This window comes from Brevibacillus parabrevis, from assembly GCF_022701015.1.
Lineage (GTDB): Bacteria > Bacillota > Bacilli > Brevibacillales > Brevibacillaceae > Brevibacillus > Brevibacillus parabrevis.
This window is the reverse complement of record NZ_CP064090.1, coordinates 3651847-3665281: the sequence shown is the minus strand read 5'-3', so window position 1 is coordinate 3665281 and position 13435 is coordinate 3651847. Positions and strand designations below refer to the sequence as shown.

Annotated in this window: 10 protein-coding genes; all 10 read right to left on the bottom strand. The window is 54.3% G+C overall.

Translation table 11 applies throughout. The annotated features are described in order from the left end of the window. Window positions 1-163: 163 nt before the first annotated feature. Window positions 164-532, bottom strand: coding sequence for an acyl-CoA thioesterase (locus tag IRJ17_RS17605; protein ID WP_242771258.1), 369 nt, complete (start codon window positions 530-532; stop codon window positions 164-166). 120 nt (window positions 533-652) lie between these two features. Then, on the bottom strand, window positions 653-1480 hold the full coding sequence (locus tag IRJ17_RS17600; RefSeq protein WP_122966419.1) for a carbohydrate ABC transporter permease: 828 nt from the start codon (window positions 1478-1480) through the stop codon (window positions 653-655). Window positions 1481-1493: 13 nt separating this feature from the next. Then, window positions 1494-2804, bottom strand: a complete 1311-nt coding sequence (locus IRJ17_RS17595) for a carbohydrate ABC transporter permease (protein WP_242771255.1) — start codon at window positions 2802-2804, stop codon at window positions 1494-1496. A gap of 144 nt (window positions 2805-2948) precedes the next feature. Then, window positions 2949-4283, bottom strand: coding sequence for an ABC transporter substrate-binding protein (locus tag IRJ17_RS17590; protein WP_173598071.1), 1335 nt, complete (start codon window positions 4281-4283; stop codon window positions 2949-2951). Between the two features lie 64 nt (window positions 4284-4347). Further along, window positions 4348-5400 (bottom strand): Gfo/Idh/MocA family protein, encoded by a 1053-nt coding sequence (locus IRJ17_RS17585; RefSeq protein WP_122966416.1) that lies wholly within the window; start codon window positions 5398-5400, stop codon window positions 4348-4350. A gap of 15 nt (window positions 5401-5415) precedes the next feature. Further along, entirely contained in the window at window positions 5416-6384 is a 969-nt protein-coding gene (locus IRJ17_RS17580) for a sugar phosphate isomerase/epimerase family protein (protein ID WP_122966415.1), read from the bottom strand. A 56-nt stretch (window positions 6385-6440) separates the two neighbouring features. Beyond that, entirely contained in the window at window positions 6441-7391 is a 951-nt protein-coding gene (locus IRJ17_RS17575) for a substrate-binding domain-containing protein (RefSeq protein WP_242775297.1), read from the bottom strand. Between the two features lie 272 nt (window positions 7392-7663). Next, on the bottom strand, window positions 7664-10546 hold the full coding sequence (locus IRJ17_RS17570; RefSeq protein WP_242771252.1) for a PAS domain S-box protein: 2883 nt from the start codon (window positions 10544-10546) through the stop codon (window positions 7664-7666). A 168-nt stretch (window positions 10547-10714) separates the two neighbouring features. Continuing rightward, the gene (locus tag IRJ17_RS17565) at window positions 10715-11767 is read right to left on the bottom strand and encodes a zinc-dependent alcohol dehydrogenase family protein (RefSeq protein ID WP_173599809.1); all 1053 of its coding nucleotides are present in this window, start codon (window positions 11765-11767) and stop codon (window positions 10715-10717) included. A 40-nt stretch (window positions 11768-11807) separates the two neighbouring features. After that, a complete protein-coding gene (locus tag IRJ17_RS17560; RefSeq protein WP_173599808.1) occupies window positions 11808-13310 on the bottom strand; it encodes an aldehyde dehydrogenase family protein in 1503 nt (500 codons plus the stop codon). Between the last annotated feature and the right edge of the window lie 125 nt (window positions 13311-13435).

Here is a 13435-nt window from a genome sequence, read left to right as displayed (position 1 = left end):
GTATCAGCTACTTTTGTACTAACTTGTCATGTCTTCCTGTCACGGACTGTTTCATTTTTGGCTCCACTTCTCGCCTGCCGCTTCGTGGGAACCCCTTTTCCACGCCAAAAAAGCCCGATTCTTTTCGGATCGGACCCCTTCCTGCGCTGCTCTGCCGTCCTGCTTACGCTTTTGTCCGCAGCTCATCCGGCACGCGGATTTTCTCGCCTGTTTTGGCGCAGATAGCGACAAACGTCACCTCGGCATCCAGCACCTGCTCTTCCCGCTGGTTGTACATCCGTTGGGAAAGGACAAAGCTCGTGTTTCCCACTCGCTCTACCTCCGTATGAATGACGAGAACGTCGCCGAGAAACGCTTCCTGCTTGTAGTCCGCTTGCAGCTTGGCGACAAAAGAGCGGAAGCCCAGGTGCAAAAAATAGTCATACCACGGCTGGCGGGCTTGCTCCAAAAACTCCATGTACTTGACGTTGTTCACATGCCCCTCGCGGATCGCTTCCGCTTGCACGCGAATTTCAACTGGCGACAAATTCATCGGACTCCCCCTCATTCCTTGCTGTCAGGCGTTTGATTTCGCCCCGGCGCGGGAGATATCCTGCCAGCAACGTGTACGAAGGGCGCTCGCTTGGCTTTTGGCGGCGTATTTTCGCAGCGCTTATTCTTTCACCGCCCCGGAAGTCAAACCGGAAATAATCCGGCGCTGGAAAATCAGCACCATGACGACGAGCGGCACGGTAACGATAATCGAGGCGGCCGATATCTCTCCCCACGGAATCGTGAACATCCCTTGAAACATGACGATCCCTACAGGCACAGTCTTCATCGCTTCCTGCGTATTGAGCGTCAGCGCGAACAAAAATTCGTTCCAGGCGGCGATAAAAACGAGAATCGCGGTCGTGAATACTCCCGGCATGGCCAGCGGAAAAAACACTCGCGTCATCGTCTGCCAAATGCTCGCTCCGTCCACTTTGGCAGCTTCGCCCAAATCGCTCGGGATTTTGCGGAAGAAGATCGTCAAATTCCAGATGGCAAGCGGCAAGGCGAAAGTCGTGTACGGAATGATCAGGCCGAGATAGCTGTTGGTCAGCCCCATCGATTGCATGAACATGAAGATCGGGGAAATCGTGGCGATCTGCGGGAACATCGAGACGGCCAGCACGATGCCGAGAATGATCGTTTTGCCGCGAAAAGACAGCCAGGCGATCGCATAGGCAGCAAAAGACGCAATCGTGATGGAGTACAGAGTCGTCAGCGTCGCAACCACGGTGGAGTTCCATAAATATCTGGCAAACGGACGCTCCGTGAATACCCGAACGAAGTTGTCCAAGGTCGGATTTTGAATGATGAACTGAAAGGCCCTCTCCCCGAACAGCTCCCCTGGCGGCTTCAGCGCGGCGAGGAGAATCCATAAGAACGGGAACATCACGACGAAGACAAACAGCAGCAATCCGATGTAAAACAAAGGACCCGCCTTTTTTTGCATGACATTTTCCTCCTTATTTTCCGTTTCCCTCACCGAGGAGGTCAGCCCCCAAAATTTTGATGTAGCCGATCGAAATGAGCGCGACGCACAAGAACACAAGGACTGCGAGCGCCGAGCCTTCACCAAAGCTCATCTGCGCAAACATCGTTTTATAGGCGTAAATCGAGATCGTTTCCGTGGAGTTGGCAGGTCCGCCGCCAGTCAGCGCGTAGATCAGATCGAATACGCGAAACGCATCGAGCGTACGGAACAACAGCGCCACGAGAATCGTCGACTTGAGCATCGGCAGCGTAATGCGGAAAAATTGCTGCATGCGGTTCGCTCCATCGACGGAAGCCGCTTCGTACAAGCTGTGCGGGATGGTCTGCAAGCCGGCGAAGAGCAGCAGAGCCATGAACGGAGTCGTTTTCCAGACGTCCGCCAAAATGACGGAAAACATCGCGCCAGCCTTTGTCGAAAGCAGCACGCCCATATCCGATACCAGCCCCGTCACTTCGAACAGATGAGCCACGATCCCGTTTTGGCCGTCGTACAAAAATTTCCACATCATCGCGGAAATAACGGTCGGGATCGCCCATGGAATCAGCACCGTTGCCCGCACCAGCCCCCGGCCGCGAAACGGACGATTGATCAACAGGGCGATGGCTATGCCAAGCACAAGCTCGATGACCACAGAGACGACCGTAAAAAAGAATGTATTATACAAGGCGGCCCACATGCGGCTGTCGGTCAAAAAATGCTGGTAGTAAGTGAAACCTACATAGTTCGGCTCGATGATCGCGGACGTGATCCCGGCCATCACCCCGACGGCTCCTTCCGGCTTCGCCAGCTGTTTGTTTGCCCCCATTTCCAGCAGGGTAGATTCCGTCTGCGCCAAGGTTGTCCGGATCGCGTCTGTCGCTTCCCCTGTCAACGTCACGTATTTGAGTTCGTTCGGAATCGGCTTGAACTCCAGCAGCAACTGGTCGATGGCTTCGTAACGGCTCGCGATCTCGCCTGATTGCTGGAGCGCTTGATTCATTTGCTCGATCTCTTGCCGAATCGCCTCCAGTTTGTCTTTTGCAGGTCCCTGGGCGGCCTCCGCTTCTTTTTTCACATAGCGCAGCAGGTTGGGAAAGGTACTGACGTAGCGCTCCATATCCAGCCCATACGAGGAATGAACTTCGGTCTTTGTCGGGTCATTCAGCCGAATATCGTGCAGACTGATCCAGAATGAGCGCATGACAGGCCAAATCGCGATGATGAGGATAATCAGCAGTGCGGGTAAAATCAGCAAATAGCCCATTTGCTTTTCCGAAAGAGAGCCTTTGTTTTGTCGATTCATCCGTTCACCACCTTCTTTCCTGATTGAAAATCACAAGAGCATCTTCTGTTTGCCGCGGCCCATTCGCTTCCGGAAGAGACAGTCCCCCTCTCCCGGAAGCCGCCTGGACCTGTTGGCGCGTGTCGCTATGTCGCTGGACCCGCGTTACTTTTTCATCAGTTCGTTCATTTTTGCTTCCATGTTTTGTACGGCTTGCTCTGCGGATTGTTGTCCGGCCAGCGCTTTGGACACTTCAATCTGGATGACTTCGGAGATTTTCGGATAGATCGGCGTAGTCGGACGGGACACGGCAGCGCTCACGCCATCGACGAAGTCTTTGTTCGCAAACAGCGGGCTTGCTTTTTGCACATCAGCGTCTTCATACACAGGCAGCAAGGTTGGAGCCAGACCGCCGTGCACGGCCGAAATTTTTTGTCCTTCGGCTCCGGTCATGAACTTGAGGAACTCCCACGATTCTTTCGGATGCTTGCTGAATTTGTTGATGCCGCCCATCCAGCCGCCGAGTGCTGCGGCAGAGCCTGCATCCCCTGCCGGGAGCGGAGCGATCGCCACTTTGTCGACGATTTTCGATTGCGCCTGATCTTGCGCGAGGGCGAACTGATACGGCCAGTTGCGGATGAAGGCCGATTGTCCTTCGAGGAATGCGGTATGCGATTCGGTTTCCATAAAGGTAGTGATGTTGCTTGGGACGATGTCGGATTTGACGATCTCGATCATTTTTTGCAATCCTTTGATCGTCGCAGGGTTGTTGATCGCCACGTTGCCTTGCTCGTCGAGAATTTTTCCGCCGTAGGCAGCGCTAAATTCAACGAAGTTGCACACCAGTCCCTCGTACTGCTTGGCTTGCATCAAGTAGCCGAACTTCGTGCCGCCCTGACCTTTTGTGGCTTTTGCTTGCGCGATCAAGTCATCCCATGTTTTGGGCGGTTCTTTGACCAAATCTTTGCGGTAAAAGAGCAGTCCGGCATCGATGAATTTGGGCATCGTCCATTGCTGACCGCCGAAATTTCCGGCGTCCATCGCGCCTTTGATATATTTGCCCGTCTCGATTCCGTCTTGTTCCATCAAGCGGTCGAGCGGAAGCAGATAGCCTGCCTGGGCAAATTCAGCCGGCCAGATTACATCCAGGTCGAACACGTCGATCTCGGACGATTGCGCGCTGAACATGGTGACGTACTGATCGTGGCTTTGTCCGGTGTCGGATGGCATCTCGCGGATTTCTACCTCGATGTTCGGGTGAGCGTTCTGAAAAGCTTCCACGAGCTTTTTCGTGGAATCGGTGGCGTCTTTGCCGCGAGCGTAGACGAGCTTGACTTTTTCGGCGGCTGGCTGCGGAGCTGGCTCTGTTTTCGGCGCTTCTGGTGATGCAGGTTGTCCTTGTGCGGGTGCGGATTGCTGCGGAGTGGAGGAGCATGCTGCCAGCGAGAGTGCCACGGTCAAGGTAAGTCCCATTGATGTAAGCCTTTTCATAACTTTCATGCCATTAACCCCCTATGCTCTTTTGGTGAATGCTGAAGCCTGCTTTCGCAGGCACTTCAACCGTTTACGAAAAGCGGACAGCCTCCCCGGTGCGAGCTGACTGATAGATCGCTTCAATCAGACGGGTAATGTACAAAGCTTGCTCCGGCGTGCACAGCGCCTCGGCTTTCCCTTCGATGGCATCGAGGAAGTTGGACAAGAGCGCGACCCGTTCCTGACAAGGTTTGGGCGATAGCTCAGTCGTTGCCATGACGCCGCCCCATTCGTGGTAAAGAGCGAGCTGCTCATCCAGCAAGCCAAGCGATACGCCCCCTTCTTGCCCGTACAGTTGCAGGAAAACGTTTTCTTTTTCGATGTGCGACGCCCAGCTTGCATCAAGCGTGAGCGAAAAGCCGTTTTCAAACGTAATCATCGCAACCGCCATGTCTTCCACGTCAAACACGCCGTTCTCATCGATCCGGCCCCACTCGGACAGCCCGCGCTTTTTCGGACCGAACTCTGCGTACGTCTGGCCGAGTACCGACACTGGCTTGGGATGACCAAGCAGCCACAAGGTCAAATCGAGCATATGTACCCCGATGTCAATCAGCGGACCGCCGCCTGCCAGTTCTTTTTGCGTAAACCAGCTTCCCCAGCCGGGGATTCCGTTGCGGCGCACCCAGCCTGTTTTCGCGTGGTACACGTTGCCGAACTTCCCTTCATCCAGCCAGCTTTTGATCTGCTTGGCCTGGCTGCGGAAGCGGTTGTTTTGCGCGACCATCAAAATTTTGTCCGCTCGCTTCGCTGCTTCGATCATGGCTTCTGCCTGACCGCTGTTCATCGCCATCGGCTTTTCGCACAGCAGGTGCTTTCCCGCAGCCAATGCATCCAGCGCAGCTTGCGCGTGCAAATAGTTGGGCACGCAGACGATGACAGCGTCCAGTGCCGCTTCGGACAGCATCTGGCGGTAATCGGAAAAGACGTGCGGGATTTCGTACTGCTCAGCCTTTTCTGCGGCTGTTTCTTTCGACACATCTGCAATGGCAACGATCTCAGCTCTCGGCTCGCCTTTGGCTGCTTCCAGATGCGCCAGGGCAATACCGCCTGCTCCTATCAATCCGATCTTGCATGTGCTCATACAAGCTCCCTCCTTTTACACCCACCACATATTTTTGAGCGGCTCGCGCAAAATCACCTGCTGCAAATTTTGTACGGCGCGCTGGAAGCCTTCCTCGATCGACATGATGGCATCCTCGTGCTCGATGCTGATGACGTAATCGTATCCGCTCATGCGCAAGGCGCTCATCATGTCTGCCCACGTCTTCTGGTCGTGTCCGTAGCCGACTGTGCGGAAGTACCAGGCCCGCTCATTGAGATTCGCATAGGAGTTCATGTCCAGCAGGCCGTACATGTTCACTTTTTCCTGATCGATAAAAGTGTCTTTGGCATGGAAATGGTAAATCGCTTGTTCTTTGCCCAATATTTTGATCGCCGCCACCGGATCGATGCCTTGCCACCACATATGGCTCGGATCAAAATTGGCTCCAATCGCCTCTCCCACCTGTTCGCGCAGCTTCAGCAGCGTCCCGGGCGTGTGGACGAGAAAGCCTCCGTGCAGCTCCAGCGCGACTTTTACCTGGTGATCGTGGGCGTATTGGCCCCATTCCTTCCAGTACGGCACCAGCTTTTCGTTCCACTGCCAGTTCAGCACATCCCGATATTCGTTCGGCCAGGGGGCGACAGGCCAGTTCGGATACTTCGCGCCCTCATGATCGCCTGCCGTGCCGGAAAAGCAGTTGACGACAGGGACTTCGAGCTGTTCGGCCAGTTGCACCGTTTTGACGAACGTCTCATGCGATTGCTGGGCAAATTCTTTGTCTGGCGACAGCGGGTTGCCGTGGCAGCTCAATGCGCTGATGACCAGCCCGCGTTCTTCTACGGCCTTTCGGTACGCCTCGCGCTTCCCTGCACTTTCCAAAAGCTCATCCAGCTGGCAGTGCGCATTGCCTGGATAGCAACCTGTTCCGATTTCGACTGCCTCCAATCCTGCCTCTTTCACATGGTCGAGCATTTCCTCGAACGATTTGTCGCTGAACAACACAGTAAACACGCCGAGCTTCATGCGTTTCCCTCCTTTTTCGAGCCAAGCTCTCTGTTTGGATCACATCTATGGGCCATTCATGGTGTACGCTCGTAAATCACGCTTACACTTTGCCGGACGACGAGGTGGTGTGGAACGATGCTCATCCTCTCCACCGGCTCGTTTCTGATTTGCTTGAGCAATTGCTCCGCGGCAGCCTTCCCGTACATAAACGGGTCGTTGTGAACGGTAGTCAGCATCGGTCTGGTAAAGGAGGCCAGCTCCAGATTGTCAAAGCCCATGACCGAAATGTCTTCCGGAACGCGAATCCCGTGATCGTGCAAGTAATTGAGCACCCCGACGGCCATCAGGTCTGTCGCTACAAACACCGCCGTGGGACGCACCTTCTCCTCGCAGATGCGGCGCATCGCTTCATAGCCGCTTTTGGCAGTGAAATCCCCTTCGACGACAAAGCCTTCATGAATCGGCAAATCGTGTGCGCGCATCGCTTTGCGGTACCCTCCCATGCGATCCAGTCCGCACGGCGGGTCCCACAAAGGCCCGGAGACACAGGCAATTTTTTGATGGCCCTGCGAGATGAGATAAGCGGTCGCATCGTACGCAGCCTGTACGTTGTTGACGTTGACCGTGGGAATTTGGTAGCCGGGCAAATCATGGCCGGTTACGACCGTCGGCACTTGCATGTCGAGCAGCGTCTGGAAGTTGCTCTCCAAAAAATGCACGCTCGCGATGATGACGCCATCCAGCTGCTTTTCCTTGAACAGCCGCAAATACTTCAGCTCTTTGTCCACGATCTCGTCGGAAATAGCCAAAAACATGCTGTAGTCGTCCTCGCTAAGCACGCTGTCGATGCCGTAGGTGAGGTTGGAGTAAAAGTTGTTGTTGATGTCGGGGATCATAACTCCAATGATGCGGGTTTCCTTGCTGACGAGGCTTCTGGCTATCGCATTCGGTTGAAAGCCCGTCTCCTGGACGATCCGCAGGACTCTTTCCCGCAGCTCCGGTCTGACTGGCTTGGAGTTGTTCAGGACACGCGAGACAGTGGCGATAGAAACGTTGGCGAGTTGGGCGATGTCTTTTATCGTGACAGAAATGGTTTCTCACTCACTTTCTCTCATTTCGGGTAAACGTTTTCCTAAACAAAAATTAACATCCTGTATCATCTTTGTCAATATTCTGTCTTTTTACTTTTTTCGCATGTTTTCTGCTGGTTTTTGTCGAAAAAACGGTTCTATTCACGCCGCTGCCCGCACCAAAAAACCCAGAGGCATCTCTTCTCCCCCGGGCTTTACACAAACGCTCATTCAAGAGGTTCACACACAGGCAAATGAATCTCCACCGTCGTCCCCTTGTTTCGCTGGCTATTAATTTTCATCGTTCCTTGGTGGGCTTGAATAATTTTGTAGCTAATCATCAGGCCAAGACCTGTGCCCTTTTCCTTGGTCGTATAAAAAGGTTCCCCAAGCTTCGGTATTCGCTCCTCGGCTATTCCCTCTCCCTGATCCAAAATCCGAATCGACAGAGCTTCTCCCTGCTGCTTGAGCTGAATAGTGATCTGCCCGCCATACGGCATGGCCTCGATCGCATTTTTTAAAATATTAATAAAGACCTGTTTTAACTGATTTTCCTCGCAATTGACCATCGTGGCGACCGGATCAATCTCCAGCACAATCTGGACATTGTTTAAAATCGCTTCGGTCTGCAAAAGCTCTACCACCTGATGCAGCAAAGGCGGCAGATTGCGCGGCGTAAAATGGATGACCTGCGGCTTGGCGAGCACCAAAAACTCGTTGACAACCGATTGAATCCGATCCAGCTCTGACAAGATCGTTTGAAAATACTCCTGCTTGTAATGGCCTTCCTGAATAAATTGAATGAAACCGCGAATGGAAGTCAGCGGATTGCGGATTTCGTGCGCGACTCCCGCAGCCAATTGACCGACGACAGACAGTTTTTCCGACTTGCGCAACAGCTCTTCTGTCTTTTTCAGCTCCGTAATGTCCCGGCTGATCACGACCAAGCCCGTGCGCTTGCCCTCCGGGTCGAATAGCGGAATTTTACTCACATCAAAAATTCGCACATCGCCGTAGTCCAGGTAAACGACCTCTTCCAGCCGGACGGGCTTGCCTTCTTCCCATGCCCGCTTGTCCGATTCGGCGCATTGCAGCAATGCCTCGCGATAATCCGGGGAAAGCAGAGCCAGCTCCCCGTCCGTTTTTCCCTGATACGGCACGTTCTCCAGGCGGAACACGCGCAAGCAGCAATCGTTCGCCTCGATCCAGCGGCCTTCGCTGTCTTTGAAGCAGACGGAATCCGGCATGGCGTTGATCAGCGTTCGCAGTTGCTTTTCGTTTTCAATCAAGGCCGCTTCCATCCGCTTATGCTCGGTTATGTCCCGTTGAATCGCCACGAAGGCGATGAGGTTCCCTTCTGAATCAGACAGCGGCGAAATGAAGGTGCTGACATCGAGCAGCGTCCCGTCTTTTCGCTGACGCAGCGCCTCATACGATGTCACGTGGCGATTTCGGACAATTTCCTGTTGCAGCAGCTGGAAATCCGCTTGCAAAAAGTCAGGGATCGTCGGCAGCTCGGCCCCGATGACTTCCTGTTCACTCCAGCCAAACATCTGCTCGAACGCCCGGTTGACTTTGACGATATGGAAGCCGACATCGAGCACAACGACCGAATCGTCCGTATTGCGCAGGTACACATCAAGCTGTTCCTTCGTCGAGCGCAAATCCGCCTCGATCTGCTTGTGGCGAGTCATGTCTTTAGCGATGGCATAGAAGCCGCTGATCTCGTTGTCTACATACATCGGGAAGTTGTTGATGCTGACGTCGATGCTGTGTCCATTTTTATGTTTGACAGCGATTTCAAACTCCTGCGGTCGTCCCATTCCTTCCAGGCTGAACGGATGGAGCTTTTTTTCGGCGCAATCCAGCAAGATTAGTTGGATAATGTTGCTCGCTTGCAGTTCTTCTACGGTATAGCCGATCAATCTCTCGGCGGCCGGATTGGCCTCCAGTATGTTCCCTTGCAAGTCGTAACAGATGATCGCCGAAGGGTTGTCTTCGAACAGCGAACGGTAAAATCGCTCGCTGCGGATAAACGGTTTCGCCGTTTCGGCAAAGTCGGGTGCCAACGGCTCGCGTGCGGAGCCATCTGCCCCTCCGCTCCCTGCAAAAACAGGCTGCGCCGCCGTCGCTTCCCGCACGCCGTACTCGTCGTTCGGGGGAATTGCGTACACGACAGAGCCGATCGGCCTGCCGCCATATATATACGGAATAAGTTCAAAGCGCCATATTCCCCTCACATGTTCGGCCTCCCATTGCATTTTCGAGATAATGGCAAAAGCGGAAGGAGGCACCCCGATCAAATTTTGCTGGCGATCAACCCACCCTTGCTCGTACAGGATACTGGACGCATTAATGACCTTCCCGCCGCGATCGAGTACCAGAAAAGGACTCGTCACAGCCGAAGAGACGAGATGCGAGAAACGCTCTGTCAAGCGGAAACGTTCCTGTTCCAGTTGACCGCGCAAATATTTTTCCACGATTTGCTTTGCCGAGGTAACAGCTGACAAAGAGTGCGGGTGGTTGACCCTCCACAAGCCTGTCAAATTGAACACGCCAATCATTTGCTGTGTGACAGGATCGCGAACAGGCGCGGCGGAGCACGTCCATTTTTGCACCTCCTGGCAAAAATGTTCGCCAGCAAACACCTGTACCGGTCGCCCCGTCACGAGCGAAGTTCCGATGGCGTTCGTCCCTGCCCGATGCTCCGCCCAGGAGGAGCCGACGACAAAATTCATGTCTTCTGCTTTCAGCATCAGCGACAAGTCACCGTCCAAATGCACGATGTCTCCTGCGGCATTGCAGAAGGTGACCAAATGGCCCGAGTCGAGCGAAGCGTCTTTCATTTTCAGCAAAAGCGGCTTGAGAATATGCTGGAGCGTATCTTCTTCCCAGTACGCCTCGATCTGCGCCCGGGACAGGCTGACCGTCGTTCTCGTGCGCAGAGGATGGATATTTTGCTCCTGACAGCGCTGCCAGGATTCGTACATCAGCGGTCGAATGGCCGGTCTTTCGTTCACTCCAGAAACAAATCGTTCCCACTCCTGTTCAAGTTTGACTCTTTCTTGTGAAAGATTCGCATATCTATCCAGAGCTATCCGCTGACTCATGATCTCCATCCTCCAGATATAAAAGTGAGGGAACAACAATTCGGATAAATATTTCGACAATTACCCCAATTTTCCTTTTTATGAAACATTTTTTAAGCACACTGGCCCCCAGAAAAAATGAACCAGTGTGTCTCTCGTCCTACTCAGAGACGCACTGGTTCATCTGTTCTATCTGAATTTCGTAATCACATTAAAGCCGAATGTGTTGTAGTTCGTCATGTCTTCCAAAATGCCCGACACGTCATCGAGAGCGACTTCCTTGGACACGAGCGAAGACGGGTTCAGCTTGCCTTGGGCGATCAGCGTAAGCAATCCTTCGTAAGCCGCATGCGGATTGCCGATGCTGCCGACGATCTCCAGTTCCATCGCGGTGATCGCATCGATCGGCAATCCGACCATGCCGCCCTCTTCCTTGGTAGTCAATCCGATCTGGACGTGCCTGCCGCCTTTTCTCAGACTCAAAACCGAATTGAGAATCGTATCGCGAATGCCGAGCGCATCGATGGAGGCGTGCGCCCCGCCCTTCGTAATTTCCTTGACCGCTTCCACGACATTTTCTTTTCTGGCATTGATGACGGCAACGGCGCCTTCTTCCTTTGCCTTGGCCAGCTTGGCGTCATCGACGTCTACAGCGATGACCATCGCCCCGACTGCGCTCGCCACCTGAACCGATGACAGTCCGACTCCTCCCGCGCCGTGCACGGCCAGCCAGCTGCCCGGCTGAACGTTTCCACGGATCACACCGTGATAACCCGTCATGTAACGGCAACCGATCGCGGCTGCTGTCAGCGAGTCTACCTCGTCTGGCAGGCGAATCAGATTGAAGTCGCCGTTTGGCACGCGGACGTATTCGGCGTAGGCGCCATCGTAGCTAAAGCCGAAAATCGCCAGGTTGTCGCAACGGTTGGAATGGCCGGAGAGGCAATTGGCGCAATGTGAGCACCCTTCATGAAAAGGCGTGGTCACGCGATCGCCCGGACGGAAATTTTTCACCTCTTTGCCGACTGCCTCGACGACACCTCCCAGTTCATGTCCCGGAATGATCGGCAGCTGCGGGCTGAGTCCGATCCAGTCCCAATCTCCCATCCAGGCGTGCCAGTCGCTTCGGCAAACCCCACACGCTTCGACCCGGACGATCACGTCTTTCGAACCTGGTGTCGGATCGGGCACCTCTCCAATACGCAAAGGTTTACGCTGCTCCAAAATTTGCGCCGCTCTCATGCTTGATTCCCCCTTGTTTTCTCTGTTTTTTGCCCTTGCCCTAATCGAGGTTGACCCAGACCGCCTTCACCTGCGTATACAAGTCCAGGGCGTACGAACCCATCTCCCGGCCGTATCCGGATTGCTTGTAGCCGCCAAACGGCACGGCAGCGTCGAGCGCATTGTAGCAGTTGACCCAGACAGTGCCTGCTTCCAAGGCGTGCGCGACTTTGTGCGCTTTGCGCAGATCGGTCGTCCACACCCCTGCTGCCAGCCCGTATTCCGTATCATTCGCCCGCCGGATGACATCTGCGACTTGCTCCTCGTCGTCAAAAGGCATCGCTGCGACAACCGGGCCAAAAATTTCTTCCCGGGCAATCGTCATGCGCTCATTGACATCGGCAAAAATCGTAGGCGGAACGAAATAGCCCGGCCCTTCCAACGGTACGCCGCCTGTCAATGAAGTCGCGCCTTCCTCATGCCCTTTTTGCAAGTAGCCTGTCACCCGCTCAAATTGCTCGCTCGATACGAGCGGCCCGATCTCTGTCGACTCGTCCAGGCCGTTGCCTTGCTTCATTTTGGCCGCATAGCTCGTCATGTCAGCCAGGACGTTGTCGTACACTTTTTTATGAACAAACAAGCGCGAGCCTGCGCAGCACACTTGGCCTTGATTGAAGAAAATACCCATCAACGCGCCAGGAATCGCTCTGGAAAAGTCGGCGTCCGGGAAAATAATGTTCGGCGATTTGCCGCCCAGCTCCAGCGACACGCGCTTCAAATTGCCCGCCGCTTGCTGCATGATCAGCTTGCCGACCTCCGTCGATCCGGTAAAAGCCACTTTGCGAATGCGCGGATGGTTCGTAATCGCCGCGCCTGCTGTCGGCCCGTAGCCTGTAATAATGTTGACGACGCCATCGGGGAATCCCGCTTGCTGGATCAATTCCGCCAAATAGATCGCGGACAGTGGCGTTTGCTCGGCGCTTTTCAAAATCACGACGTTGCCTGTAGCGAGTGCCGCGCCCAGCTTCCACGCAGCCAACAAGAGCGGGAAGTTCCACGGAATGATCTGCCCGACCACGCCAATCGGCTCGCGGCGCGTGTAAGTCAGCATGTTGCGCCCGGCAGAATTGTTGATCACTTCGCCAGCCAGCTTCGTCGACCAGCCTGCATAGTAGCGGAAGTGATCAATCGCCAATGCTACGTCAGCGAAACGGGCGTGGGTGATCGGCTTGCCGTTGTCGATCGTCTCCAGCTGCGCGAGCGCCTCTGCATGCTCTTCCATCAAATCAGCCAGCTTCCAGAGCATCCGCCCGCGTTCGCTAGGCGTCACCTTGGCCCAATCTGTCGCAAAAGCTTTTTCTGCGGCTTGCACCGCGAGATCGACATCGATCGCATCGGCTTCATAAACAGACGTAATCGCTTCACCAGTAGCCGGATCAATCGTGTCAAACGTTTTTCCCGATGCTGACGCTACAAACTCCCCACCAATGAACAGCTTTTTCGGACCGCCTGCCAAGAAAGCTTCGACACGCGGGTCCAATGTGATTTTTGCCGTTTGCGCCACGTAAGCCCCTCCTCATTTTCGCTTATGTGCATTCGTCCCTTACTAGAAGCATGTTTTGTGCCAAATAGAAAACGCTTACAAACAGCGGCTTTTCTATGAATCTAGCAATCTTGCGTTGGAACAGT

What these genes read in the sequence shown, in the direction of transcription:
- IRJ17_RS17605 (WP_242771258.1), bottom strand. Translation starts at nt 532, where the DNA reads ATGAATTTGTCGCCAGTTGAAATTCGCGTGCAAGCGGAAGCGATCCGC.
- IRJ17_RS17600 (WP_122966419.1), bottom strand. Translation starts at nt 1,480, where the DNA reads ATGCAAAAAAAGGCGGGTCCTTTGTTTTACATCGGATTGCTGCTGTTT.
- IRJ17_RS17595 (WP_242771255.1), bottom strand. Translation starts at nt 2,804, where the DNA reads ATGAATCGACAAAACAAAGGCTCTCTTTCGGAAAAGCAAATGGGCTAT.
- IRJ17_RS17590 (WP_173598071.1), bottom strand. Translation starts at nt 4,283, where the DNA reads ATGAAAGTTATGAAAAGGCTTACATCAATGGGACTTACCTTGACCGTG.
- IRJ17_RS17585 (WP_122966416.1), bottom strand. Translation starts at nt 5,400, where the DNA reads ATGAGCACATGCAAGATCGGATTGATAGGAGCAGGCGGTATTGCCCTG.
- IRJ17_RS17580 (WP_122966415.1), bottom strand. Translation starts at nt 6,384, where the DNA reads ATGAAGCTCGGCGTGTTTACTGTGTTGTTCAGCGACAAATCGTTCGAG.
- IRJ17_RS17570 (WP_242771252.1), bottom strand. Translation starts at nt 10,546, where the DNA reads ATGAGTCAGCGGATAGCTCTGGATAGATATGCGAATCTTTCACAAGAA.
- IRJ17_RS17565 (WP_173599809.1), bottom strand. Translation starts at nt 11,767, where the DNA reads ATGAGAGCGGCGCAAATTTTGGAGCAGCGTAAACCTTTGCGTATTGGA.